This is a genomic window from Cohnella faecalis, assembly GCF_003570905.1.
In the GTDB taxonomy this organism is placed as follows: Bacteria; Bacillota; Bacilli; order Paenibacillales; family Paenibacillaceae; genus Cohnella; species Cohnella faecalis.
The window spans coordinates 228,702-254,062 of sequence record NZ_QXJM01000023.1 but is presented as its reverse complement, the minus strand read 5'-3'; the positions used below and the strand labels follow the sequence as shown (position 1 = coordinate 254,062).

26 protein-coding genes and 2 pseudogenes are annotated in these 25,361 nt (G+C 54.2%); 5 read left to right on the top strand and 23 right to left on the bottom strand.

Features of this window, described 5'->3' with window-relative positions:
* Window positions 1-2: 2 nt before the first annotated feature.
* The 3 genes and pseudogenes from D3H35_RS04805 to pdhA form a co-directional block, all read right to left on the bottom strand.
* Window positions 3-1,316 (bottom strand): dihydrolipoamide acetyltransferase family protein, encoded by a 1,314-nt coding sequence (locus tag D3H35_RS04805; RefSeq protein ID WP_119147994.1) that lies wholly within the window; start codon window positions 1,314-1,316, stop codon window positions 3-5.
* Between the two features lie 23 nt (window positions 1,317-1,339).
* Window positions 1,340-2,317: an alpha-ketoacid dehydrogenase subunit beta gene (locus tag D3H35_RS04800; protein ID WP_119147993.1), complete on the bottom strand. Its 978-nt coding sequence runs from the start codon at window positions 2,315-2,317 to the stop codon at window positions 1,340-1,342.
* A 52-nt stretch (window positions 2,318-2,369) separates the two neighbouring features.
* Window positions 2,370-3,472, bottom strand: a pseudogene (gene pdhA, locus D3H35_RS04795) (pyruvate dehydrogenase (acetyl-transferring) E1 component subunit alpha).
* Window positions 3,473-3,718: 246 nt separating this feature from the next.
* Between pdhA and D3H35_RS04790 the strand changes: the two are divergent.
* Window positions 3,719-4,465, top strand: a complete 747-nt coding sequence (locus D3H35_RS04790; protein WP_119147992.1) for an alpha/beta hydrolase — start codon at window positions 3,719-3,721, stop codon at window positions 4,463-4,465.
* Between the two features lie 75 nt (window positions 4,466-4,540).
* Here D3H35_RS04790 and D3H35_RS04785 read toward each other — a convergent pair whose 3' ends face one another.
* The 3 genes and pseudogenes from D3H35_RS04785 to D3H35_RS04775 all read right to left on the bottom strand — a co-directional run bounded on the left by D3H35_RS04785 (window position 4,541) and on the right by D3H35_RS04775 (window position 6,172).
* On the bottom strand, window positions 4,541-5,050 hold the full coding sequence (locus D3H35_RS04785; RefSeq protein WP_147355739.1) for a hypothetical protein: 510 nt from the start codon (window positions 5,048-5,050) through the stop codon (window positions 4,541-4,543).
* Between the two features lie 23 nt (window positions 5,051-5,073).
* Complete coding sequence (locus D3H35_RS04780; RefSeq protein WP_119147990.1) at window positions 5,074-5,550, bottom strand: low molecular weight protein-tyrosine-phosphatase; 477 nt, start codon at window positions 5,548-5,550, stop codon at window positions 5,074-5,076.
* Window positions 5,547-6,172, bottom strand: a pseudogene (locus D3H35_RS04775) (trimeric intracellular cation channel family protein). Before D3H35_RS04775 ends, D3H35_RS04780 begins: the two are co-directional and overlap by 4 nt.
* A 139-nt stretch (window positions 6,173-6,311) precedes the next feature.
* Here D3H35_RS04775 and D3H35_RS04770 point away from each other — a divergent pair.
* Window positions 6,312-6,998 carry a thiamine diphosphokinase gene (locus D3H35_RS04770; protein WP_233567764.1) on the top strand — a complete coding sequence of 229 codons (687 nt, stop codon included), beginning with the start codon at window positions 6,312-6,314 and terminating at the stop codon, window positions 6,996-6,998.
* On the opposite strand, the gene D3H35_RS04765 is transcribed toward D3H35_RS04770, so the two are convergent.
* Genes D3H35_RS04765 through D3H35_RS04750 form a run of 4 tightly spaced genes read right to left on the bottom strand, consistent with a single transcriptional unit; the run spans window position 6,995 to window position 10,065 of the window.
* Entirely contained in the window at window positions 6,995-7,768 is a 774-nt protein-coding gene (locus D3H35_RS04765; RefSeq protein WP_119147989.1) for an MBL fold metallo-hydrolase, read from the bottom strand. The two genes, D3H35_RS04770 and D3H35_RS04765, sit on opposite strands and share 4 nt — an antisense overlap.
* Window positions 7,769-7,816: 48 nt before the next feature.
* The gene (locus D3H35_RS04760) at window positions 7,817-8,494 is read right to left on the bottom strand and encodes a GNAT family N-acetyltransferase (RefSeq protein ID WP_119147988.1); all 678 of its coding nucleotides are present in this window, start codon (window positions 8,492-8,494) and stop codon (window positions 7,817-7,819) included.
* Window positions 8,494-9,174: a GNAT family N-acetyltransferase gene (locus tag D3H35_RS04755; protein ID WP_119147987.1), complete on the bottom strand. Its 681-nt coding sequence runs from the start codon at window positions 9,172-9,174 to the stop codon at window positions 8,494-8,496. Before D3H35_RS04755 ends, D3H35_RS04760 begins: the two co-directional genes overlap by 1 nt.
* Window positions 9,175-9,201: 27 nt before the next feature.
* Window positions 9,202-10,065 (bottom strand): carbon-nitrogen hydrolase family protein, encoded by an 864-nt coding sequence (locus tag D3H35_RS04750; protein ID WP_199728462.1) that lies wholly within the window; start codon window positions 10,063-10,065, stop codon window positions 9,202-9,204.
* Between the two features lie 359 nt (window positions 10,066-10,424).
* Here D3H35_RS04750 and D3H35_RS04745 point away from each other — a divergent pair, with 359 nt between their 5' ends.
* The 3 genes from D3H35_RS04745 (at window position 10,425) to D3H35_RS04735 (ending at window position 12,291) form a co-directional block, all read left to right on the top strand.
* Window positions 10,425-10,658 carry a transposase gene (locus tag D3H35_RS04745; RefSeq protein ID WP_119147986.1) on the top strand — a complete coding sequence of 78 codons (234 nt, stop codon included), beginning with the start codon at window positions 10,425-10,427 and terminating at the stop codon, window positions 10,656-10,658.
* Entirely contained in the window at window positions 10,598-11,353 is a 756-nt protein-coding gene (locus D3H35_RS04740; RefSeq protein ID WP_158593946.1) for a hypothetical protein, read from the top strand. Before D3H35_RS04745 ends, D3H35_RS04740 begins: the two co-directional genes overlap by 61 nt.
* A gap of 449 nt (window positions 11,354-11,802) precedes the next feature.
* On the top strand, window positions 11,803-12,291 hold the full coding sequence (locus tag D3H35_RS04735) for a C40 family peptidase (RefSeq protein WP_119147984.1): 489 nt from the start codon (window positions 11,803-11,805) through the stop codon (window positions 12,289-12,291).
* Window positions 12,292-12,397: 106 nt separating this feature from the next.
* On the opposite strand, the gene D3H35_RS32055 is transcribed toward D3H35_RS04735, so the two are convergent.
* From D3H35_RS32055 to D3H35_RS04675, 13 genes are all read right to left on the bottom strand, one after another.
* Entirely contained in the window at window positions 12,398-13,213 is an 816-nt protein-coding gene (locus tag D3H35_RS32055) for a sensor histidine kinase (RefSeq protein ID WP_233567763.1), read from the bottom strand.
* Window positions 13,156-13,764 (bottom strand): hypothetical protein, encoded by a 609-nt coding sequence (locus D3H35_RS32050; RefSeq protein WP_233567762.1) that lies wholly within the window; start codon window positions 13,762-13,764, stop codon window positions 13,156-13,158. The genes D3H35_RS32055 and D3H35_RS32050 overlap by 58 nt, the downstream gene beginning before the upstream one ends.
* The gene (locus D3H35_RS04725) at window positions 13,761-14,456 is read right to left on the bottom strand and encodes a response regulator transcription factor (protein ID WP_119148103.1); all 696 of its coding nucleotides are present in this window, start codon (window positions 14,454-14,456) and stop codon (window positions 13,761-13,763) included. The genes D3H35_RS32050 and D3H35_RS04725 overlap by 4 nt, the downstream gene beginning before the upstream one ends.
* Before the next feature lie 74 nt (window positions 14,457-14,530).
* Window positions 14,531-16,180 carry a serine/threonine-protein kinase gene (locus D3H35_RS04720; RefSeq protein WP_119147983.1) on the bottom strand — a complete coding sequence of 550 codons (1,650 nt, stop codon included), beginning with the start codon at window positions 16,178-16,180 and terminating at the stop codon, window positions 14,531-14,533.
* 120 nt (window positions 16,181-16,300) lie between these two features.
* Window positions 16,301-17,326: an SAM-dependent methyltransferase gene (locus D3H35_RS04715; RefSeq protein ID WP_119147982.1), complete on the bottom strand. Its 1,026-nt coding sequence runs from the start codon at window positions 17,324-17,326 to the stop codon at window positions 16,301-16,303.
* Entirely contained in the window at window positions 17,323-18,105 is a 783-nt protein-coding gene (locus D3H35_RS04710; RefSeq protein ID WP_119147981.1) for an ABC transporter ATP-binding protein, read from the bottom strand. Before D3H35_RS04710 ends, D3H35_RS04715 begins: the two co-directional genes overlap by 4 nt.
* 102 nt (window positions 18,106-18,207) lie before the next feature.
* Window positions 18,208-18,435, bottom strand: coding sequence for a thioredoxin domain-containing protein (locus D3H35_RS04705; protein WP_119147980.1), 228 nt, complete (start codon window positions 18,433-18,435; stop codon window positions 18,208-18,210).
* Window positions 18,428-18,775 carry a cyclic-phosphate processing receiver domain-containing protein gene (locus D3H35_RS04700; protein WP_119147979.1) on the bottom strand — a complete coding sequence of 116 codons (348 nt, stop codon included), beginning with the start codon at window positions 18,773-18,775 and terminating at the stop codon, window positions 18,428-18,430. The genes D3H35_RS04705 and D3H35_RS04700 overlap by 8 nt, the downstream gene beginning before the upstream one ends.
* Window positions 18,772-19,614, bottom strand: a complete 843-nt coding sequence (locus tag D3H35_RS04695) for a deoxyribonuclease IV (protein ID WP_119147978.1) — start codon at window positions 19,612-19,614, stop codon at window positions 18,772-18,774. Before D3H35_RS04695 ends, D3H35_RS04700 begins: the two co-directional genes overlap by 4 nt.
* A gap of 3 nt (window positions 19,615-19,617) precedes the next feature.
* Entirely contained in the window at window positions 19,618-20,436 is an 819-nt protein-coding gene (mutM, locus tag D3H35_RS04690; RefSeq protein ID WP_119147977.1) for a DNA-formamidopyrimidine glycosylase, read from the bottom strand.
* A gap of 25 nt (window positions 20,437-20,461) precedes the next feature.
* The gene (locus D3H35_RS04685) at window positions 20,462-21,328 is read right to left on the bottom strand and encodes an HAD-IIA family hydrolase (protein ID WP_119147976.1); all 867 of its coding nucleotides are present in this window, start codon (window positions 21,326-21,328) and stop codon (window positions 20,462-20,464) included.
* Between the two features lie 116 nt (window positions 21,329-21,444).
* The gene (locus D3H35_RS04680) at window positions 21,445-22,941 is read right to left on the bottom strand and encodes a ribonuclease H-like domain-containing protein (protein WP_119147975.1); all 1,497 of its coding nucleotides are present in this window, start codon (window positions 22,939-22,941) and stop codon (window positions 21,445-21,447) included.
* Complete coding sequence (locus D3H35_RS04675) at window positions 22,938-25,223, bottom strand: DEAD/DEAH box helicase (protein WP_119148102.1); 2,286 nt, start codon at window positions 25,221-25,223, stop codon at window positions 22,938-22,940. The genes D3H35_RS04680 and D3H35_RS04675 overlap by 4 nt, the downstream gene beginning before the upstream one ends.
* Window positions 25,224-25,361: the final 138 nt, after the last annotated feature.

Sequence of the window (25,361 nt, the reverse complement as noted above, 5' to 3'; positions counted from 1 at the left end):
GATTACACCTCCATGACAAGCAGCTCAGGATCGCTGAGCAGTTGTTTAATGTAGTTAACGAAATTCTGAGCTGTTGCGCCGTCAATGATTCGGTGATCGAAGCTAAGCGACAAAGCCATGACCGGAGCGATTACGATTTCGCCGTTCTTGACGACAGCCTTCTCGCTGATCCGGCCCGTTCCAAGAATAGCCACTTCCGGGAAATTGATGACCGGAGTGAAGAACATGCCGCCGGCCGATCCGATATTCGTGATCGTGATCGTGCCGCCCTTCATGTCAGCCGGAGCGAGCTTGCCGTCGCGGGCGCGGCCTGCGAGCTCGCGGATTTCGTTCGCGATCGTCCAGACGTTTTTGCGGTCGGCGTCCGAAACGACCGGAACGACAAGACCGTTATCCGTATCGGCAGCGATGCCGATGTTGTAGTACTTTTTGTAGACGATTTCGTTCGCGGCTTCGTCGATCGTCGCGTTCAGCGCCGGGAACTCGCGGCACGCGGCGACGAGCGCCTTCACGATGAAAGGCAAATACGTCAGCTTGACGCCCTTCTTCTCGGCGACCGGCTTCGCGCGGTTGCGCAGCGCGACGAGCGCGGTCACGTCTACTTCGTCCATCAACGTTACGTGAGGCGCGGTGTACATCGACTTGACCATGGCGTTCGCGATCGCTTTGCGAATGCCCTTGAACGGCACGCGCTCTTCGACGCCCGCCCCGGAAGATACGGAGACGGATGCCGGCTTAGTCGATGCCGCAGCCGTTGCGCCTTCGGCAGCCGGAGCTTGAGCTTCTGCCTTAGGAGCGCCGCCGGAAGCGTACGCAAGTACGTCTTCCTTCGTAATGCGGCCATTTTTGCCGGAGCCGCCGACCTCGGCGATGTTAAGACCTTTCTCGCGAGCCAGCTTCCGAACGCTCGGTGTCGCCAGCACTAAAGCGTTGGAAGCAGCCGGAGCTGGTGCCGCTGCGGGAGCTTCCTGCGCCGCCGCTGCCGGAGCTTGAGCCGGCTCACCCTTCGTGTCCGCTCCGCCTGTCGCCGCGTTGCCATGCGCTTCGGCAGCCGGACCTTGATCCGGAATCTCGCCTTCCGCCTCGATGATGGCGACGACTTCACCGACGTGCATGACTTGTCCGTCTTTTGCCAACACTTCAAGCACTTTACCGTTTACGGGACAAGGAACCTCGACGATTGCCTTGTCGTTCTGAACTTCCATAATAATATCTTCGTCCGTTACCGTTTGGCCCGGCGCAATGTGCATTTTGACGATTTCGCCTTCATGCAGCCCTTCGCCGAGCTCCGGGAACCGATATTCGAATCTGGCCACCTGGAATCCTCCTTATCGTCCGATTAGAACTGCAACACCTGGTTGACGGCTTTAACGATGCGCGCCGGAGTCGGCAGCCAAGCGTCCTCGACTTGCGCGAACGGATATACCGTATCCGGTCCGGCAACGCGAAGCACGGGAGCTTCCAAGTGCAGAATAGCCTTCTCGTTAATTTGAGCGATAATTTCCGCCGCGGCGCCGGACGTTTTTTGAGCTTCCTGCACGACGATGGCGCGATTCGTCTTTTGAATCGAAGCGACGATCGTATCGATATCGAGCGGCAAAAGCGTGCGAAGGTCGATGACCTCGGCCGATACGCCGTTTTTCTCCAGCTCTTCGGCGGCCTTGACGGCCGTATGAACCATAAGTCCGTAAGAAATGATCGTGACGTCCTTGCCTTCGCGGACGACTTTGGCTTTGCCGATCGGAACGGTGTATTCCCCTTCCGGAACTTCGTCGCGGAACGCCCGGTACAAGTTCAAATGCTCCATGAAAAAGACGGGATCGTTATCGCGGATAGCCGAAATAAGAAGCCCTTTGGCATCGTAGGGATTCGAAGGCACGATGACCTTGATGCCCGGAGTCTGAATGGCGAGCCCTTCGAGCGAATCGGTATGCAGCTCCGCCGCTTTGACGCCGCCGCCGAACGGCGTGCGGAACACGATCGGAGAGTTGTAACGGCCGCCGGAACGGTAACGCATCCGTGCGGCTTGGACGAACATTTGGTCGAGCGCTTCGTAGATGAAGCCTACGAACTGAATTTCGGCGATAGGCCGGAAGCCTTGCGTGCCGAGACCGACGGCGAGACCGCCGATAGCGGATTCGGCCAGCGGCGTATCGAATACCCGCTGTTCGCCGAATTCGTTTTGCAGTCCTTCCGTCGCACGGAATACGCCGCCAACCTTGCCGACGTCTTCGCCGAAAACAAGCACGTTCGGGTCGCGTTTAAGCTCGACCCGCATCGCGTCCTTGATTGCGTCTATCATCGTCATTTGCGCCATGCTGTTAACTCCCCCGTCATTGATATTTCAACCGAACGAAAGATCCGATCGTTTATTGGAAATCCGCTTTTTGTTCTTCCAAGTGGGCCGGTGTCTGCTCGAACATCGAATCGATCAAGCCCGCTACGGTCATTTTCTCCGTTTGCTCCGCTTTTTTGATGTGCTCGTTGACGGCAGCTTTCGCTTCTTCCTTCACGCGAGCCGTATCTTCATCGGACCAGAGCCCTTTTTTCTCGAGGTATTTGCCGAAGCGAACGAGAGGATCCTTCTCGCTCCAGAGCTGCTCTTCGTCTTTCGTACGGTACTTCGTGGCGTCGTCCGCCATCGAGTGCGGGCGGAAACGGTACGTAAGACCTTCGATCAGAGTGGCGCCGCCGCCGTTGCGGCCGATCTCGGCTGCTTCTTGAACGGCGGAAATAACGGCCAGTACGTCCATTCCGTCGACTTGAACGCCGCGAATACCGGCGGCCAGAGCCTTGTGAGCGATCGATTGCGCCGCGGTTTGCTTGGCGAACGGAGTCGTAATGGCGTAGCCGTTGTTCTGAACGAAGTAAATAACCGGAAGCTTGAACGCCCCGCGAAGTTAAGACCTTCGTAGAAGTCGCCTTCCGAAGATCCGCCGTCTCCGGTGTAAGTAATGGCTACGCGTTTTTCGTTCTTCAGCTTGAAGCCCATCGCAATGCCTGTAGCGTGCAAAATTTGCGCGCCGATAATAATTTGCGGCATGAGGACGTTGACGCCTTCCGGAATTTGGCCGCCGTGCTGGTGACCGCGGGAATACAGAAACGCCTGATACAGCGGCAATCCATGCCAGACGAGCTGCGGCATGTCGCGGTAACCCGGACATACGAAATCTTCCTTGATCAGAGCGTACTCGCTGCCGACCATTGTCGCTTCTTGGCCGGATACCGGCGCGTAAAAGCCGAGACGTCCTTGACGGCCAAGATTGACCGCGCGATCGTCCCACGTACGCGTAAATACCATGCGGTACATGATTTCCTTCAGTTGTTCGTCGGTAAGGTTAGGCAATCTTTCTTGGTTGATCACTTCTCCGTCCAGAGACAATACTTGAAGCGGAGTGACGTCGTCCGAATGGACTTCGTGCGGCGCATAACCGGATTTGGCAACCGGCGCGTCGATAGATACTTTGCTCATTCGATTCACCTCATTCTGAATTGTGGAAGAGGGCTTTCTGTTATAGAATTATTATAACGCTGTTTAAGTGTTTTGGTCAAAGAAAAATACGGATTTTCCTTTGTTTACTTATGTTTATGCCATTCGATGTTTGTAGTACAGATAATAATTATTTGTATAACAAAGTGATACAATGTGATCGGAAAGACCTTCATATGGTTTTCCCATGACCGCAAACTCCCATACCTGAGAGAAGGAAGAGATCCCATGTCCGATTCGCCTGTCGTTCGCCGCACGATTATTAAATTCGAAGTACCGAGCCGTCTGCTGCCGGAAGGCAAACGCGATATCCGGGTTTATTTGCCGCCCGGCTATCAGGAGGTTCTCAGCTACCCCGTCGTTTATTGCCAGGACGGAGAAGATTTTTTCAATTTCGGACGCATAGCCACTCATGCGCAGCGGCTCATTTTGGACGAAGACTGGGAGCCCTTCATCGTGGTCGGTGTCGATGTCGACAAAAAGCTGCGAACGTCCGAGTACGCTCCCGACGGTCAACGACACTTTTTATATACCCGTTTTTTTACGGAAGAGCTTCTTCCTTTTGTTGAAGCGCAAGTGGCGGTAAGACGTACGGTCGAAGACCGCTTGCTTGCTGGCGATTCGCTCGGGGGAACGGTCAGCTTGTCGATCGCGCTCCAGAGGCCCGATCTGTTCACCCGAATCCTGTCCTTATCCGGAGCGTTTTACGCAAGCTCGCAAGCACAAGCGACGGAAAAGACCGATTTGTCTTGGCTGTCGATTTGGATGGTCGTCGGCTTGCAGGAAACCGCGTATGAAACCGATACGGGAATTTATAACTTCGTCGAATTGAACAGGAAGATGAGTGCCCTTCTGGAGCAAAAAGGGGCCACGATTTCCTACTCCGAAAAACCCGGCGAGCATAAGTGGGGCTTTTGGCAAAATGAGATACCCGGCGGGTTAAGAGAATTTGTCGGCCCTGATGGCTGGCTCTAAGCAAAGAAAAAGGCGAGCCGCGAAGCAACGAAGCTTCGACAAGGCTCGCCCTTTTTTATTTCCGTCCCACTTCGACTATTCGTTCCTATTCTCCGGGAACAACCGCTCGGCATCCTCGAATAGCTTTTTGATGTCTTCCTCTGACGTTTTGCCGTCTCGTTTCATATTCAGCAGCTTCTCACGCAGCGCCGCAGTCGCTTCTTCATAAGCAGACTCGTCGACGGTTGATCCGCCTGGATCGTACCACACATAACCGCCATGAGGTCCATTGCGCAAAAACGGGCGCTCCCAATGATCCGGGTATGAAGGCACTTCCGCTCCCAGCGCATATGAAATAACGTCGTCGTGATCGAGCGGCATCAGGTGATGATAATGCTCTTCCGACAAGCCCCCGGACAGGTTCAAATGGCGCGATGCGAAATGCAAATAATGCTCGCCTGTATCGGAATCCTTGACTAACCGATAACATTCGTTCTCGTCTTCGCGAACCAGCTTCACTTGCTCCAACCTTGAAGCAAGAAGCTCCTCGCTTACAAGCCTAATGTTCGACAGCGGTATTCCTGCCATCTGCGATGATGGATCCACTGGTTTATGCACCCCCTCGTCGCTTAACGTTGAGCCAGCCGGCTTTTGACCCGGTCGAGTAGTTTTTCGCAGCCGGCCTTCACCAGCTCGTACACCTCATCGAAATTGCCGGTGAAATAAGGATCGGGAACGTCGTCCATACCCCTTTCCGGCAGCAGCGACAAAAAGCGAATGATTTCCGAACGAGCCGACAGCCCAAGGCGTTCGCGGATATCCTGCTCATTGCGAGTATCCATCGCTATGATCAGATCGAACCTTCCTCCGTCCTCCGTCGCAAGCGTTCGCGCCCGCAATCCATCGTATGAAATGCCGTGCAGATCGAGCGTTTTGCGCGTTCCTTCATGAGGAGGCTTTCCAATATGCCAATCGCCCGTACCGGCGGAGTCGATTGCTATGACGTTCTCTAATTTTTCGTGGACGACCAAATCCCGGAAAACCGCTTCCGCCATCGGCGAACGACAAATGTTACCAAGACAAACGAACAAGACGGAATAACTCATGATTCCCCTCCCGTATCGCTCTGCGTCGGACGCAACGACCGACGAGGCAGCTTCCATTTATATTGAACCGACAGCATCCGAAAGACGACGACGAACAGAAAAAGCGCGAACAGAAACCACGTGCGCTGGTAGGGACCGACGCCGACGGACAGCCCCGCGAGGAGCGCCCAAACCGCGTAAATTTCATCCCGAAGCACGAGAGGCTTGCGTCCTGCCATAATGTCGCGGATCATCCCGCCCCGATACCGGTTAGCATGGCCGCGACCATGACGGCGCTAACCGGCAAATCCGCTTCAACTGCGTACAGACCGCCTTGGATCGCGAACGCGGCCAATCCGATAGCATCGAAGAACGCTTCGCTCTTTTTCCAATGATGAATCCAACTGAGCGGCAAAAAAAAGACGATAATAATGGAAATAACCGCCGTTTTGATGAAGATGCCCTGACTCCAAAGCGTCGTAACCGGAACGCCGATCAATAAGTTTCGAACGACTCCGCCGCCGAATGCCGTAATAAGCCCCAGAACGAATACTCCCAATATATCGTATTCCTCTTCCATAGCCACAATTGCGCCGCTTACGGCGAACGCGATCGTGCCAATGAGGCTAAAGATGTGAAACATGTCCAACTCCAACGCTGACGACCTCCGACAAGGCTCAATTTCCTTGAGCTGATACTGTAGCTACCTTTCGAAAACCTTTCCCGTTATACTGAATAATACTGACAACTAGAAATTATTGCTTAGCTGGAGGATTCCCATCGTGACCGAACAGAACGAAAGCCTAATCAACCATTCCGAACGACAACCATCCGAGCGCGCCGTCATATTTACCGGCGGACGTCTGGGTTCTTGGGCGTTTCCCCATATTGGCGATAGCGACTTTTTGATCGGTGCGGACCGCGGCGCCTCTTTTTTGGTCGAGCATGGCTATGCTCCCGATCTTGCTCTCGGCGATTTCGATTCCGTGGACGCGAACCAGATGACGCGGATCCGCCAATCGGCCAAAGAGCTGCTCATCTTCGATGCGATCGACAAGGACTGGACGGACACCGAGCTCGCGCTTAACGAAGCGCTTTCACGCGGTTACCGCCAGATCGCAATAATCGGAGGACTTGGGACACGCTTTGACCACAGCTTAGCCAACGTGCATCTGCTTCGTCAAGCTGTTTCTGTCGGCTGCGATGCCTCGTTAATCGACGAACACAATGAAATTTTTCTTTGCACGTCCGAGTGCCGTCTTCCGCAGGACGAACGTTTTCCGTACGTATCGCTCTTGCCGCTGACATCCGAAGTAACCGGCATCGAGCTGCAAGGATTCCAATACCCGCTCCATAACGCAACTCTTCGAATCGGCTGGACGCTCGGAATCAGCAACGTCATCGCGGAAAACACCGGAGTGGTTAAGATAGACAGCGGCGAGCTTTTCGTTATTAAAAGTCGAGACTAAACATCGACTTTCATACCGGTTTCGGCCAGCTTCACATGATTCGGAAGACCATAATTGCGGCGAACGTCCACATCGTGGGACAAATGAGTGAATAACGCCGTTTCAGCTCCGACTTCCGCAACGAGCAGAAGCCCTTCCTTCATATCGTACAGAGACCTCGTTTCCATCGGAAAAGGCTCCACAACATAGCTCGTTCCTAGTATGAGCAGATTCAAACCATTGAGCGGCTCCTTCTCTTTGGCATTCAGATTGATCGAGTCCGAACAATAAGCCCACGCGCGACCTGTGGCCGAATGCTCGAAGCGGTAAGCATAGGAATAGCCGTTCTTTCCATGATTGACCTTCCACGGATAAATCGTCCACTCCCCATAGCTCATTCCCCCGTCGTTATCCTTCATCCGTAGCCGCGATTCCAACCATGGAAAGCGGGCTCTTACCTCGTCCAACACCTCTCGAGGGCCGAAAACGTCAGCATATGAGTCTCGCCACCGGCAAGCATCCGCCCATTCCACCATACCTCCGATATGATCGAAATGCGCGTGGGTGAGCAAGCCCTTGCCGACGAACCGTTCCCCCAATTGTTCCATTTGCGTTCGGAAATCCGGTCCGCAATCGAGCAGCAACGGCTCCTCCCCTTCCGTTTCGATCCACAATGACGATCGAAAGCGTCGGTTCCGCCCCGTACTCCTCGCTTCTTCGCACACCTCGCATTCGCAATAGACGCGAGGCGTGCCGAGCGAGTCTCCCTGTCCCAAAAACGTAATGCGCATTAGTCTCGACGGCTCCTTTTCCCTGTCCACTGGCTGCAAGGTCGCATTTTAAATAGGCAATAACGCGATATCGGTCCGCAATTCAATATTCGCCATCATATCAAACCATTCTTGCGGTTTATTAGGCAGCGCCGAATAGTACTGCCGAAGAAACGTCGTGACGAGCGCCGCAGGAATGGAGACTATCTCGTCATCTGCAGGCCGAAAACAGAAATCGAGACCTTGCACCGCTTTTCCTTCATGATCCCAAGACGGATGGACGTAGTCGATATCCAGTCTGCGATAACCGAGATGCGACAGAACCTCCCGGCGAACGGCAGGATGCATCGGATTAACGTTTCCGGCTCCCGGCAATGCCGCCTCATCCTTACGAGGATCGTATATTTCGGCGAACATCCCGATCGCAATCGTGCCCGATTCCTTCTGAAGTCGGCTCAAGTCCTTCTCCCTGTTCGCGTACAAGAAACGGCCGATTCCCAAATCCGGCCTGCCGATAATCGTAAAATCCGTCATTGCGACCCGCAGCTTCGGATCGTAACGATATTCTGTCGCTCCGACGACCTCGCCCTCGTGAATCGCGACATAGACATGAATTGCAGGATCCTCGATCGGCTCCTTCCACAGTTCGAACGCCAGTACCTCCTCCGGGGGGAAAACGACGCCCATCAACCTATGCATAGCGGCGAACAGCTTGTCTTCAATCGAACGAATACGTACGTACTGCATTATGTAGCCTCCTCATTGTCGTTATCGATGAAAGGATTTCGCCATTCCATTAACGCCGCATAGCCGCAAGACTGCTCGTCATCCAAGTAGTTCGCGACTACGCCGACGGGAACTCTTCCGCAGCGGAGCAAAAACGTCAATACCGGATCCGTGCGTTCTCCTGCCGTTACTTGCGCCACGTATTGCTCAGGCGTCAGTTCGCTCGCCGCCCGGCTGTAACCCGGCATCCTTCCGCCGCCAAGCAAACGCCGACAGCCGACATGGACGACCGTCTCGTACATCGACTGCATGAGCCATTTGCCGAGACCGAACTTCCTATACTCCGGCACGACACAAATATCGATCACGTACAACGTATCTCCATCAGGCTCATGATTACGTATGTATCCATCGTCCGAGACGGTCGCCCAATCGTGCTCGTCCCCGTCCGTCATCGTTAACCTCAAGCCGGTCATGGAGCCGACGATTGCTCCTCCGATTTCCACGCATAACGCCCCTTCGGGAAATCTTTGAACGTGCTCGGCAAGCTGCTTTTCGTTCCACCATAGCTCGGACGGATACGGAGGCGGAAAGCTTTTCGCCTGGACGTCGATAAGACCTTCGAAATCCTCGAAGCCGTAGGATCGAATGACGGCCGGAACCATTCGAACCCCGTCCGTCACGAATAGACGCTTGAACATCGCGCTCCCGCCTTCCTTACATATTAATTAGCTCCAATCGGTATACAAATCCGTTCTTCGATCCCGCCACGTCGTTACGGAGCCTTTCTCCCTCACTTCGGCGAGCAGCGTCAAATCGAGATCCGCCGTAATAAGCATGTCCGCGTTGATTTCTCCTTCACACAATATCCCGCGAGGAGGGAACGGAATATCGTTCGGGGTAATAACCGCAGCTTGTCCGTAGTTAGCTCGCATGAAATCGACTTTTTCGAGCGAACCGACCGTTCCTGTCGTTACGATATACACCTGATTTTCCACCGCACGGGCATGGCAGCAATAACGAACCCGATAAAAGCCATGCCGATCGTCCGTGCAAGACGGACAAAAAATAACGTCGGCCCCTTTGGCGCGAACCATCCTTACGATCTCTGGAAATTCGATGTCATAGCAGGTGAGCAGCCCTATCGTTCCGAATGGGGTCGGAAACACTTGAACCGACTGCCCCCCCGATACGTTCCACTCTTCCTTCTCCGTCGGAGTAATATGCAGTTTGTCCTGGGTAGCGACCGACCCGTCTGGTCCGAACATGAACGCCGTGTTCCTCAACGTCCCATCCTCCGCCCGGGTAATGTGAGTGCCTCCAAGCAAGTACATATCATATTGCACAGCAAGCCCGGAAAATAACGAAACATAATCGTCCGTATATTCCAATAGCTTATCGACCGGCTGGCCGCCGGAGCCTTCCGTCGCGCCGATCGCAAGCAACGGCGTCGTCACGAATTCCGGGAACAGCAAAAACCGGGTTCCATATTCGGAGGCATTGCGAACGTAATGGGTCACTTGCTCGCGAAATTTATCAATTCCGTCGCAATCCCGAAGCCGGAATTGGACCGCGGATACTCTCATTTTCAAACGTTTCATCCCCCTTCAGCACAGAAGCCCCTTATTAAAATAACATCCTCGACTAGAAAGTTTAAGTGCTTTTTCAATAACGGTCGCACGAACCTTCGATTCCCGATCCAGTCGCCTCTATAGAAATCTCTCTTTTTCTCGATTTCACCTCTAAATTTTCTAAAACGCCTTTCTCCCCCTCCTAGCTACCTGTTTTCAAAAACGGTACCACTATCCCTTCCGTTCAGAAAAAATAGGATTACTCGTTTTTCGAAATTTAATGCAGTTAAATAATTAATTTCTATTGAAAAAGGAACAACCGTTCGCTATAATAAAATAAGAACGTATGTTCCTTTATTGCAAATGGAGGGTATCGGCCGATGTTGGACCATTCGACCTTCGAGTCTTTCTGTCACCAGTACAGTTCCGAACAGGCTTGCGCCGAAGCGTTGTTTCATGCCCGATGGCCGGACGGCTTTCGGTGCCCGACTTGCCGTCACCCTCACTACTATTTGACCCGCACACGCAGGCTGCCTCTCTACGAGTGCCGCTCTTGTCGCGTGCAGACATCCGTTATCGCCGGTACGATTATGGAAGGCAGCTCGACTCTTTAACCCGTTGGTTTCAGGCTCTTTTTCTCATTGCCAGCCCTTCCGGCATCAGCTCGTCCAAATTATCGAAAATCATTCAAGTTACCTATAAAACCGCCTGGCTAATCGCAAGAAAAATCCGTCATGCCATGCAAAGGGCCGATCAGTACGATCCTTTGTCCGGTCTTGTGAGAGTCAATCATATGAAATACGGCTACAGCTATTACCAGGATGCCCAGCAGCCTCTTCTAATAGGCGGCGCTTTCAATGAACCCGATGAGCTGCAGCATGTCAAAATCAAACAGCCCGATCCCGCTCACGTGAATCCGCAATCCAGAAGAATCGCAAAGTCCGGCGTTCAAGCATTCGTCGACGAGCATACCAAAGGGCTCAATGTTTCGGTTTCGGCTCCCATCGCCCCCCGTCATCCGCACTTGTATCATATCGAAAAAAAGGTGACCTCCTGGCTGAACGACACTTTTCACGGCATCGGCGCAAAACATTTACAAGCTTATTTGGACGAATATTGTTTCCGGCTGAACTTGGACTTCCGGCAAATCCCGATTGTAGGTCAATTGCTTCAATGGTGCGCTATTACGCCGACATTAATTTACGATGAGCTAACCCGTGACAAACCGGTACTCGCCGTCCCGTGGCATGCATGGGGCAGCAAAGCCAAGTGGAAAGGCAACTATCTTAGCCTTTGGAATGCCGGGTAGTTTTAATACTCTCACTAGTTAGCCTTGAGAACAAGGATCTAAGCGCTTCAGGCGGCTAATGTCTTTCAAATCACTTATTTACAATTCCAAACTGCCCGTGCTCTGATTTCTGGTTCAATTCAACAACTACTAATGCATCCACCTATTTTTTCTGAGGCAAAGGGATAATGGCACCAATTTATTAGACCCATAATACCTGCTGGACTGCTCATAGCATAAGCAACCAAAACCCCGTTATCAAAGACGTATTGTCTTTGATAACGGGGTTCTTTTATGACATATGAAAAGCAGATTAAGTCTGAGAGATTTCTCATGGTTTTCTAAGAAAGCGCTTCAAAGCCGTCATGCGACCAACTTTTTTCTCTCCTTGGGAAAATGTAGGGGCTTTCGGCTTTGCTATACTAGCCCCAAGAGAAAAATAACTCAGCAGATGGAGGTAACAACACATCATGAACTTCAAACGTAACTTCTTCAAAAAAATCATTATCGCAAGCATGAGCGCCGTAATTGGATTGACTGGATTCGCGTTGGCTGGACAAGCCCCATCCGCGTCGGCCGCTACGAAAGCAGACAAAATCATCTCGTTAGGAAAAAAATATATGGGAGTCAAATATCGGTTTGGAGCACCTTCCGGAGTAACCTATGCATTCGACTGCTCAAGCTTTACGCAATATATATTCGGCAAGTATGGCGTTAAGCTGCCTCGGATCTCCAGCACGCAAGCTACTAAAGGCTATAAAGTCGCCAAAGCGAATTTGAAAAAAGGCGATCTTGTTTTCTTCACAACCGCTCGCACCGGGAAAAAGATCGGGCATGTCGGCGTTTATGTCGGCAATGGCAAAATGCTTCACACGTATGGCAAGCCCGGAGTCATGTATTCCTCGATTAATTCCAGCTACTGGAAGAGCCACTACGTCACCGCTCGACGCGTTATCTAATCATACTAACGTTTAAACGCTCCATAAAGTTGCGATGAACGGAAAAGCAATAATAGGAAAATCAAGGCACTTCGGCGATGACCGAAGTGCCTTGATTTCGTTAATCTCAAGAATGCGCCTGTAGATGACGGGGAAACTGAATCGCCACCGTCGTCCCGCTTCCCGGCTTGCTGAACACTTCTACATGACCTTCATGAAGATCGACGATGCGTTTGGCGATGGAGAGGCCTAGACCGCTGCCGCCCGTCGAACGATGACGAGCTTCGTCTACCCGATAAAAACGCTCGAACAGATAAGGAATCTCGCTTTCGGGGATTCCGATTCCGTAATCCGTAACTTCCAGCTTAACACCGGCCTTGTCATGACGAATTCGGACATCGATAGGTTCCTTGCTGTATTTGATCGCGTTGTCGATCAGAATAAGCAGCATTTGACGTATTTTCTCTTTGTCTCCGACCATCTGAACGGAATTATTCGAGGAATGGACGCGGATTTCACGGCCGAAAGTTTTGCCTAACACAGCTGAAAGTTCTTTGACGACGGAGGATACGTCAAAACGAACGGCATTCATCCAGTCGTCCTGCTCCGCTTCTGCCAGTGCCAGCATTGAACGAGTCAGCCTTTGCAACCGCTCCGTTTCTTTGGCGATAGCATCAATTGCTTCGTCCCGTACCTCCGAGTTATCCCTTCCCCATCGCTTTAACATATCTGCGTAGCTGCTTATGACCGTCAGCGGCGTCTTGAGCTCGTGGGAAGCATCCGCTACGAACTGCTTTTGACGCTCGAAGGTGCGGTCTAGGCGTTCGATCATTTGATTGAACGCCCGAACCAGCTGCTGAAGCTCAACGGACTCTTCTCTTCCATTCAGGCGAACGCGATGCAGCTTACCGCTGCGATCGATTTCGCGCATCGTTTGAACCATTTGACCGATCGGCCCTGTGAGCCTTGATGTAAACCAATAGGTCCGAAAATGGCAAACACGATCGCTCCGATGCTCGTGACGCTTAGCGCTCCCACCAGTATTTGGAGATAGCTGTCCAGCACTGTCAATCTACGCGCGCTCTCAACGACTCCGATCAGTTGTCCTTGATCGAAGAGAGGAACGGACAAATAAATGACCCGTTGCCCGTTAATATGACGAGTCTCGGATGTTAAGATCGGATTGACGGACGGAGGGATGGATAGAAGCTCCTTGTCGATCCCGACCGCATTGACGACTTTGCCGCCGACCGCCACAACACGCATCATTTCACTGTAATTGTACATGTCGCTGAGCAGCTTTGCGTCTTCCATCCCTCGCATTGAATGTTTTCTCAGCGACTCCACGACCAGATCCGCTTTGTTGGCCAGCAATTGCAGCTCGCCACGCGTCGTTACACGGATCACAAAAAAGTAAACGAAAATGTTATAGAGAATCAATATAAAAATAAACCAAAATACGGTGAAAAGAGTAAATCGCGAACGAAGCGTCATGCATCCGGCTCCTTCAGCATATATCCGACTCCGCGCACGGTATGAAGCAGCTTATGCCGGTAGCCCTTGTCCATCTTTTGGCGCAAATATCGAATATAGACGTCGACGACATTCGTATCTCCAATATATTCGTATCCCCAAACGTCAGACAATATTTCATCTCGCGTCTTTTCTCCGTTTTTATGCTTGGCCAAGTAAAGCAGCAGCTCGAATTCGCGCGGGGTGAGCTCGATCGAATGATCTTTGCGGAACACCTTGCGCGTCAGGAGCTCAATCGTTAAATCGCCGATCCGCAGAACGTCCTCGCTCTCGCCTTCCCGAGACGCTTTCGACATCCTAAGGATGTTCCGGATTCTGGCCAAAAGCTCTTCCATCGCAAACGGCTTGGTTACGTAATCGTTGGCACCATGCTCGAATCCGCTCACCTTATCCGGTACCGTATCGCGCGCGGTTAACAAAATGACCGGCGATGCGAAGTCATTTTGCCGCAATCGACGCAGCACCTCGATACCGTTCAACTCCGGCAGCATGACGTCAAGAAGAAGCAGGTCCCAGCTGCCGGACAGCGCCAGCTCCAGTCCTGTACGGCCGTCAGCGGCCCTCCCCACCTCATAGCCTTCATGCTCAAGCTCCAACTGAAGAATTCGAGCGATGCCATCCTCGTCTTCGATAATGAGTATATGTTGTTTCATAATCGTCACCTCACTGCTTATTAATCCTTCGGCGCATCTTTTCTCACTCGACTATTGTATCACGACTCGCCAAATCATGAAAAATAGGCGGTATTAGCGGTAAGAACGTCTTTCGCGACTCCCGCAGGCACGATTCGCTTTAAAACAGTCTTAAGCGAACGAAAATACAACTCCTTATCCTTCTTGGCGCTCGGCACTCCGGCGCCGTCCCAAATCGCTTTCAGCACAGCATCCTCCGAAAAGCGCGGCAGGGCCGTTAGCGGAGCAACGGGGAACATGGATAACCATTCCTTACGCTCGGCGAATGAATGGTCGCGATTGGCTATCCAGATCGCAGCCGCTTGTCTCCCCTCTATGGCTTGATATAGGCTCGCGCCTTCTTGCTGACGCTTCAACGACCACTTGGAAGGATAACAATCGGCTACCCAAATGATGGAGTCTGCAATGTTGCCGATCCACTCCTTCGCATCCGGATGTTCCCATCTGGACGAAACGTCCAGCAGTACGAGAGGCGCGCCGAGCTTTTGCAGAAAGCTTACAAACGACTCGTCCAAAACACAATGGCATTGAGCTTGGGCTGCACGAAAAGGATCAAGCGGCACATAGCTTGCCCGTCCTTCCCTCCATATTGGACCGGCGACTCGCTGACAGGCGCCATTCGCGAATTGAGCTCTCGCCGGCATTTTGCGAGCCCCGTCCAGCAATCCGTACATCTCTGCTTCGCCGCCAGGACATTCCACAACCGCATGGTCGACTCCCGCAATCGATAACGCCGAAGAAAGGGCAAGCGTTACGAAAGTCGCTCCTGCCCCCGGATATGCGGATAGCACGGCTGCAATCGTTACGTCTCGTTTAATAAACGAATTTCCACCCCCTTTTGATGCATCGAATCGAAAACTTCCTTCACCTGAGGCGCCTAATTCCCTTATGTTCAACAAATGTTCCAATACCGAAGCAGCGCTCTTGGGACGGTGAGAAGGATCTTCCGACAAAAGAAGCTCCACCATTTCTCTGAATGCCCGGGGAACGGCTTCCACGACGAACTTTTCCGAGTGACGGTTACGGCGAATGGCAAAAAATCCTCCGGTCAACAAAAAATAGACGAGCGCTCCCAGCCCGTATAAATCGCTTCTTTCGTCGCTTTGCTTCCCTAACAGCTGCTCCGGCGAAGCGAAGCCTGGCGTTCCTAGCTGCAGCGTATCCGAAACGGCATTAGGACGATGCCACCGGGCGATGCCAAAATCGACGAGTACCGCCCGATCACGGCTATCTATAATAACATTGGAGGGCTTCAAATCGCGGTACACGATGGCAGGGGCTTGCCCGTGCAAATACTGGAGCACCTCGCATAACTGAATCGTCATTTGCAGCACTTGTCCAAAGGAAAGCTTGCGCCCAAATTTATCGAACCGCTGCGCCAGCGTGTCACCAGCGATATAATCCATAACGATCGCGGCTACACCGTCTTCATTCGGTGAATAATAATCGACGATTTCCGGAATATTCGGATGTGTCAGACGGCATAGCATTCGCGCCTCCCGGATGAACGCTTCGCGTTCTTCGGGGAGAGTGGCGATCAGCTTAAGCGCGCGCAGCCTGCCTTCCAGCCGGAGATCCTCCGCCATATAAACCCTTCCCATTCCCCCTTGTCCGATAGGCTCCACAACTCGATACCGATTTGCGAAGATGGCTCCCGGCTCCACTAGCAGCGTTTTCCCTGACATATTGCGTCTCTCCTCCCAGCTTGCACATTAAAAAATAAAAAATCCCGCATCGATTAGAGAGCGGCTATCGACGCTAGGTCGAGGCCCTCTTCGACGCGGGATGCTTTCCCGGTTAATGAGCTACGGTTTTCTTCTTACCCACATTGTAACTTCTTCACGGTTATGGAACAACTGCTTGATCCTGCGGATATCGAATACTTCGCCATACGCGCGGCTTAGCTCTTGAAGCGTGTTAAAAGGCTTGCGATACATGAGCTTCAATGTAATAATGCCGGAAGCTCCCGCCGTCATGGAAGAAGCAAGCTCGGAAACGAGGCGGCAAGTATTGTAAGGGTCCCAGCTCATATCGCAAACGAGAAGGTCGAATGTGCCCGGTGAAAAAGAAATCTCCGACGCATTCTTCTGGATGTGGCGCAGCATCGGATGATCTTCGAGGGCGGGGTCTAGCTGTGCCGGATCGACGGCCGTCACCTTAAGCCCTCGTTCCAGCAGAACGGAAGTCCAACCGCCCGGCGCAGCTCCGAGATCGAGCGCATTTGTAAATTTGTCCAACGGAAGGCGGAATGCCTGTTCCGCTTCCAGCAGCTTGAACGCGGCGCGAGAAATAAGTCCCTCCTCGCGACGAAAACGGACGGCGCCGCCCGGCCAGTCGGACAGGTTGTCCTTCGGCGCCGAGCAACCTGTATACAACGTCTTATGCGCGGCGTACACCGACACGATCAAATCCGCTTCGCGGGCGACCAATTCGGCTCCCGCCTCGCGAATGACTTCCGCGACGAAGTCTCGTCCCTCCACGGAAGTGAACGGGAACGGGCTTCCGTGCGATTTTCTCACTTGAACGGCGATTTTGCGTCCTTTTACACGGTCGGCCAACGTCTCCGCGTAACGTCGAAGAGAATCCGCCGTCGAAGCCGGATCAGACGTCAATTGAGCTTCCGCTTCGATCGGAAACAGATGCCGCAAAAACACCGGCTCGTCCCTCCGCAATTCCTTTAGAAGCGCGGCGTCGTCCATCCCTCCCGATGTAAAACGGAAAGTCTCGCCCGGGGCAAGCCCCGATACGGCGGAGCCCGGTATCCGTTTGCGCAGTTCCTCCATCGCATACGGAGCAAAGCCCGGATTCGCCGTACCAATATAAGTTGTCATCTAGAGGCTCCACCCTTTCCAACGCGAATCCACGGTCTATCGTCAACCCAATCGACTTCGATAGGAAGGTCGTAAGCCGATTCCAACAATTGCGGCGTCAGCACCTCGCCCTTGCGACCGGAAGCTGTAATCCGGCCATCCGTCATTAGCGCCACGTGCGTAAATAGCGGTGCGATCTCTTCAATATGATGGGTGACGTACAAAATGGACAGCTTGCGATCGGCCAAGCTGTCCAGCGCTTGCAAGAACTTCTCGCGCTCATACAGATCCAGACCCGCGCAAGGCTCGTCCAGGATGAGAAGCTCGGGATTTGCCATCATCGTTCGGGCAAGCAGCACCTTCTTCCTCTCGCCTTGCGAAAGCGTACCGAAAGGCTGCTCGGCGAGCGAACGAAGACCGACACGGTCAAGCTCCTCGTACGCTTTCTCGATGAGCTCGTCCTCCACTTTCTCATAGATACGCAAATAAGCGAACGCTCCGCCGACGACGATTTCCCATACCGGATCGCGCAGTGTCAGCTTTTCGATAAGCGTCGGCCCGATGTAGCCGATTTTTTTGCGAACTTCCCGCACGTCGACCGTTCCGTAGCGGTTGCCAAGCACATCGACCGTTCCGCTCGTCGGAAACATATATCCGGTAATCATTTCGAGTATCGTCGTTTTCCCGCAGCCGTTGCGGCCGAGCAGCGTCCAGTGTTCTCCCGCATTCACATGCAGATCGACGCCTCGCAAGATGTCGCGTTCACCTCTGCGGAGCGTTAAGCTGTTCAAATGGATCATGATGTCCGTGTTCCTCCCCGTTGCAAAGCGGCTTCAATGCGGCCGTCAAATCAACTACATTCGAGAAGCCGTAAATTTTGCCAATATGACCGTCCGCGCTTTTCATAAGCAGGCACGGAACGCTTTCAATCCGAAATAACTGAGCAAGCTCGGCATCGCATTCAAGTTCGCGGCGACCAACGGCGCTTCCGGCAGCACCTCGCGTACGACGTCCAGCATTTTGCGGGCCAGCTTGCACGTTCCGCATAACGGAGTATGAATAAAGACCGCCAACGGTCCCCTTGTCGCCGTCCATTCCCTTCGCCAGCTTTCCGGCTCCCATTCACGCATCGCGGATTTTTCCTTCGGCAATTGCCTCTTTTACTTGTTCGGGCATCGGGCCGTCGTGGATGACGACGTCCAGCGGAGCGGATTCGCGAAGCGCTCGTACCATCTCGGCACGTCCCATAAGGCTGGAAGAATGAACATACACCTCGCGGGGATAACGTCCGCTGACGATAATCGCGTGAACGACCGCCAATCCGTTCGGCTGGTCGTAACCAAGCTCGAAATCCAGCGACAGCACTGCAACGTCCGAGTGCCGAAGCAACAGAATGCATTCTTCCGCCGAGCGCGCAGCCGCAAACCCTCGCGGAATCGGACGAACATCGTCCAAAAATACGTTGATCATTCCGCTCCCGCCTCCTTTCCCAATCGTCTGACTAGCTCAATTTGATCCCTGTGAGTTCCGTCCTGTCCTGCGGGCGTTTCCAAAAAAAGCGGAATTCCGCGGATTTCGGGAGACGCGAGCATCGGCTTGAAGCCGTCGAGCCCGATGCAGCCTTCACCGATCGGAGCGTGTCTGTCCTTGCGCGAGCCGGACGGGAAGCGCGAATCGTTCAGATGAACGGCTTCCAAACCATCGAAAAAACCGCATTTCGTGGCACGCTCAACAAATGTCGCCCAACGATCCGGCGCCCACTCCCCGCTCGCAAACAGATGGCACGTATCGAGGCAAAAGCCGACCTTCTCCGGCTCCCGGCACAACGCCCGAATTTGAGCCAGCTCTTCCGGGGTCGTCCCGGAAGGCCCGTGATCGCCCGCCTGATTTTCAAGCAGCACTTTCGATTTGCCCTGCCAAGCCGCCGTAACCGTATTGATCCATTGTATAACATTGCGATAGCCCTGCAACGGATCCGAGCCTTTGAATACGCCAAAATGGACGACAACGCCCAGCGACCCGCACGCTTCCGCGATTTCAAGATCGTTGAGCGTGCAAGCCGCCATTAGACGCGCCGCCTCTCCCTCCGCCGCCGGGTTAACGCCGTACGGACCATGGGCGATCGATACGATTCGGTTCTCTTCGCACCAAGCGGCGCAGCTTTTCGCATCCCGGCTGTCGAACGCTTTGAGCTGAAGGCTGCGCGGATTTTTTGGAAAGTATTGAAAAGCGTTGCCGCCCATCGCAGCAACCGCTTTAGCCGCTTCGCGATAGCCGCGGCGAGTGCTTACATGACTCCCGATCCGCACTCGTTACGCTTTCCTCTGGCACTCGGGGCAATAAAACATTTTCCGGGACGACAGTGTCTCAAGTACGATCGGCGTGCCGCAACGAACGCACGGTTCTCCGCCGCGGTCATACACTTTGCACTGATCGTTATAGCCGCCGGTCAGCTCATCGTCAGCCGTCAAAGGTATTTCCATGTAGCCTCCGGCCGATGCGGCTTCTTCAAGCACGGATCGCATCGATTGATAGAGACGCGCCGACGCATTTTCATCCAACGACGCAATCGTCGTTTCGGGATGAATGCGCGCATCGAAGGCGATTTCGTCGCTGTAGCAATTTCCGATGCCGGATAGAAACTTTTGATCCGTCAATACCGGCTTGAGCTTCCCTCTGCGGGTGCCGAGCTTTTTGCGGAACGCTTCGAGAGTCAGCCGCGGATCGAACGGGTCCGGCCCCAAGTCCCTCAGCTGCTCGATAACCGCTTTGGCCGACACTCTATGCAAATAGCCGAGCCGCAATCCGCCGAAAAAGAGTCGGTTCCCGTCGTCGAGTCCGATAATGACCTGATAGTGATCGTCGGTTTTTGCTCCTTGCTCGCCATAGTTCACGTACCCGCCGAGCATAAGGTGCAGCATCAACCGATACCCGTCGTCCAAATGGAAAAGCAGCTGCTTGCCGCGACGTTCCACGAACAAAATCTTTTTGCCGAGGATCGAGTCCCGGAATTCATTCTCAGGCATATTGATCGTCTTCTCGCGGCTAATTTCGACATTTTGAATCGTTCGACCGCATACTAGAGGAGATAACAAGGTTCGGTACGTTTCCATTTCCGGCCATTCCGGCATGAGGATCTTCCTTCCGATTAATCGATTAAAGAGCCTGATCGGCTCCATCAAGCAGCGGCAGCAGCAGCTCCGCCAATTCGTCCGGCCCCGCGCATACGGCATCCGGAGTCACATCCGCCGCCTCACAGCGCGAACGCCAATCGTCCCGGCTGCACAATCCCGTCAGAACGAGAATCGAAGGACAGCCGGAGTCGCGCGCTGCCGCAAGATCCGTGTGCGGATTGTCTCCGATGACCCATGCCCTTTCGGCCGCAGCGCCGGCAAGCCTAAGCGCGTAGTCCATAATGATTGGGGAAGGCTTGCCGATAACGATCGGCTTTACCCCGGTCGCCGCTTCGATCGCGGCGCCCAAGCTTCCCGCTCCGGGCAAAAACCCGCCGCTGACAGGAAGAAGCCGGTCCGGGTTCGTCTGAATATAAGCCGCCCCGTTCAGAATATGCCGAACAGCGGTCGTCATTCGCTCATAAGTGAATTCCCGGTCGATGCCTTGAACGACGATATCGACCTTGCGATCCGGCGCTTCCGCCCCAGCCGCCTCTCCGCTTTCGTTTGCGACGAACGCTACCGCTTCCGCCATCGCCATCTTAAGGCCTCTCTCGCCTATAACGTAAACGCCGGCTTCGGGATATGTACGACGAACGTAATCGGCCGCCGCGGTCGCCGACGTAACGACCTGATCCGGCGTTGCCGGTATTCCCATCGCTTCGAGATGAAGCGCCACTTCTTCCGGAGTCCGGCTGGAGTTGTTCGTCACGAACCAGCATCGCACGCCGCGCTCTTCCAGCGCTCGCACGAGCCGATCCGCTCCCGGCACTCTTTCGTCTCCTCGATACAGAGTTCCGTCCAAATCGAACAACAGCGCCTCCGGCAGCTTGCGCAAGCCGTCAATCATCGCCGCGTTTCCCCTTCCTTGCCATTCCAGCTATTTTTGCTATTTTCGATATCTATAACTTAACGAATATGTACGCACATCGCCAGTTTAACACGATTTTACCCGAATAGACGAACCTATTCGCATAAATTCATATCCCGGCCGGATGAATGCGCTACACCCTCAGCCGTCTCATTCGCCTCCCGCAACCGCTCCAGTCTTTTACGCAGTCTGTCGCAGCGATGCAACAGCCTAGTCTTAATCAAGCGAACGGCTTCCGTCTCACGCATCAACGAATATCGCCGGTGCGCGATCTCCAAGGCGCTCTCCGCATTAAACAATGCGATACGGAAATCCTTGATCCGGTGCTCGTAATGCTTGGCAAGCTCCACATGAGCTTCCCAAGAAGGAATGCGCGACTTCTCCGCAAGCCGGGCCGCTTCTTCCCACAGCTCAATCGCCCGATCAAGAGCACCCGCCCGTTTGAACCGAACGGCAAGCGCCATGCGCCAGACGAACGAAGCCGAGCCTTCTTCCCATCGGCGCTCGGCCAAGCTGCCGAACAATCGTTCCGCCTCAGCCTCTCGGCCCAAGCTTTCCAGCCAGAGAGCGACGCGATACAGCTCCTCCGTCTCTTCCGGCCAAGCCGCTTCCGATCCGAGCCGCCCCCCCAGCAGATGGCCGAAGTGAATCGCCAAAGCGGCCAGCGACAGCACGTCCTTCTCATTATGCTCAAATACGCCGTACAAATGGCGCGGATCATTGTCGCCGAGAAAACGAATATACAGCTCCGGCGCCATCGAGCCCGGTACGTCTTCCTCTCTGGCGAGACCGAGCCGGGCTCCCTCCACCACGCTAAGCTTGCAGGAAGGCAGCGTGCTCCGCCATATCGCCCGCGCCGGATGAAGGAAATCGAGATGTCCCGGCCCCGCGCCGGTCGGACGCCAGCCGTTCATAATGAAGCGGCCCTCAATAAGCGGCCAATCGAAAGTTTTTCCGTTATACGACGCGATATGGGTACGGCTTTTCAGCTTTTCCGCCAAAAAAGCGAGCATCGCCCGCTCCTCCCCCGGATGCCGAATAAGCGTCTGCTCCACAATGAAAGAACATTCGGTGTAAGTGCCCATTCCGATCATGAAGGGGACGTTGCCCGCTCCTACGCCAAGTCCGGTCGTCTCCGTATCGAGAAATAACAATCCCTGCGGTTCGACGGCGACTTCCGGGTCGCCGATCTTCAAGTTTTTCTTGTTCTGCCTTCTGGCCAATGGAGCCAGCCGTTCGGCGCAATCCGCCAGCTGCTCCAATCCATAATGTCCATGTCGAAAAGGAAACCGATACTCCAAGCGCCTCAGCAGAAACGTCCCGTACTCGTTCTCGACCTGCTCGATTCCAAAGTCCGAAAAGTCCGGATGCAACACCGCGGCGCCTTCGCTGCCATGGTTCGCACTGCACTTGTCGCCTGAATCGCCGCTAGCATGGCCGGCCTCCAGCGCAACGTTAACGTTTCGAACTCCGCTGGCACCATCGCCGATATCGCAAGCCTCTTCACTTTGTGCGGCCTCGTTCCTAGCTTCTTGTTCCGCACTTTTTGCCGCAGCCTTCAGCCGCTCCAGCCGTTCCTTCAAGCTGCTCATGGCTCCGCCCTCAGCCCTTCAATCATTCCGAGCGCAAGATCCTTGCCGAGCAAGCCGACCTCTTCGATCGGGCCGACGCAAGCCGGGCACCCGCTCAAGCAGCCGCAGCCGTGGATGAGCCGCTCGGCTTCCTCCAGCAGCGTGTCGTGCAAATCGTACAGTCTGCGGCTCAGACCGATTCCGCCCGGGTACCGGTCGTAAAAATAAATCGTAGGCCGCTTCGTATGGAGCGCCTTCACCTGCGGCACGACTCTAATATCGAACGGGTCGCACATCAGATGGAGCGGCGCTAGATGGATGAGTACGTTCGCAACGCCGAGCAGCGCCATCTGCATGTCGTTCGCCGATCGCTTCGCCGTCTCCTCTTCCGAAAAAGAAAACCAATAACCGCTCGTATGAAGCTCTTCCTCGGGAAGATGAATGGGCCCCGAACCGATGTTCTCGTGCGTCCTCAGCCGAATTTTTTTGAAAATGGTTGGCTTCGCCGTAATCATGACTTCCCCGTATTGCCTCGTCAGCGGCCCGCTCCGAGCTTCGAGATCGGAATGCAGCACTTTAAGCTCAACCGCTTGGCTCGCGTCCGTATAATAATCGACGTTGACCTCTCGCACGAACGCCTTCTTCTCGGGATAGTCGAGCTTTTCCACCTGGTATTGCACGCCCTCATGGATATAGATCGCTTCTTCGTGGATGAGCGTCGGAGCGCTGAACCGGTCGACCTCTCCGATCACCTTGTGCCCTTCCGTCATGTCGACGATAACAAAGTTTTCCTGGGCGGCGGAACGAAGCGATATGTTGTGCGCCGGAAAAGCTTGCTCCATCCAATACCAGCGGCTGCCTACCCGGTGAAGCACTCTCTCTTCCGCAAGAAACTCCAGCAGATCGGTCAGCTTCTCCTCGCCGAACGAATCCCCCTCCTCGAAGGGAAGCTCGTAAGCGGCGCACTTCACGTGATCCAGCAAGATGAGCAGATTGTCCGGATGAATGCGCGCTTCCTCTGCCGGAGTGCCGAGAAAATAGTCCGGATGCTGAATCAAATATTGATCGAGAGGATTGCTGCTGGCCACGAGAAAAGTCACGGAGCTGCCGTGCCTGCGTCCGGCGCGTCCGGACTGCTGCCAGGTGCTGGCGATCGAACCCGGATAGCCGTTCAGAACACAGGCTTGCAATTGCCCGATGTCGATGCCAAGCTCAAGCGCGTTCGTGCTCACGACCCCTCGAATTTCTCCGCTGCGCAGTCCACGCTCGATTTCGCGGCGCAGCTTGGGCAGGTAGCCTCCCCGATACCCGCGGATCGATTTCGCGCCTAGCTCGTGCTTAACCTGCTCTTGCAAATAAGTTAGCAGCAGCTCTACTCGCACGCGGCTTCTGGCGAACACGATCGTCTGAATGCCGTTGCGAAGCAGCAGGGCTGCCAGTTTCTGCGACTCGAGCACGCTGCTGCGGCGAATGCCGAGCTGCTGATTGACGACCGGCGGATTGTAGAACACGAGATGCTTCTCGCCCGTCGGGGCCCCGTTGTCGTCGACCAGTGCGACCGTCTCGCCGACAAGCCTTTCGGCGTGCTCCCGAGGATTGCGAATCGTCGCGGAAGCGCACAAAAATTGCGGGTTGCTACCGTAAAACTGGCAAATCCGCTTCAATCGCCGAACGACGTTCGCCACATGGCTTCCGAACACACCCCGATAAGCATGCAGCTCGTCTATAATGACGTAGCGTATATTTTCGAACAGCTTTACCCATTTCGTATGATGAGGCAAAATGGCGGAATGCAGCATATCCGGATTAGTAACGACGATGTGCCCGGCGTTCCGGATCGCTTGCCGCACCGTCGGAGGCGTATCGCCGTCGTACGTATGCGTCTTGATGTCAGCCTCCATCAAGTTCGCCAGCTCCTGCAATTCGGCCACCTGGTCTTGAGCGAGCGCCTTAGTCGGAAATAAATACAGCGCCCGGGCGCTGTCGTCCTCGAGCAGCGTCTGAACGACCGGCAGGTTGTAGCACAGCGTCTTCCCCGAAGCGGTCGGCGTAACCGTTACCACGTGATTGCCTTCCGCGACGGCGCCGAAAGAAGCGGCTTGATGCGTGTAGAGCTTTTCGATGCCTTTCGCCCTCAACGCTTCCGCCAGCTTCGGATGGATTCGCTCCGGGAACGGCACAGTGCGGGCCGGACTCGCCGGCTTTGTATGCCAATGAGTCACGTTCTCCATAATTTCCGGTTTCCCGCGCAGCACCTGCAGCCATTCCTCCACCGACTCGGTTTTACCCGTCAAACGGTTCAAAACGTCCTCACCTCGGTATTTCCCATTTCTCTCATTGTACAGAATATACGTTCGCCCAGCAACGGAACGTTTGAATGCCGTTTCGACACTTTTTCGACCGGAAATCGTCAGCCTATGATTGAATCCGCTTACATTCTT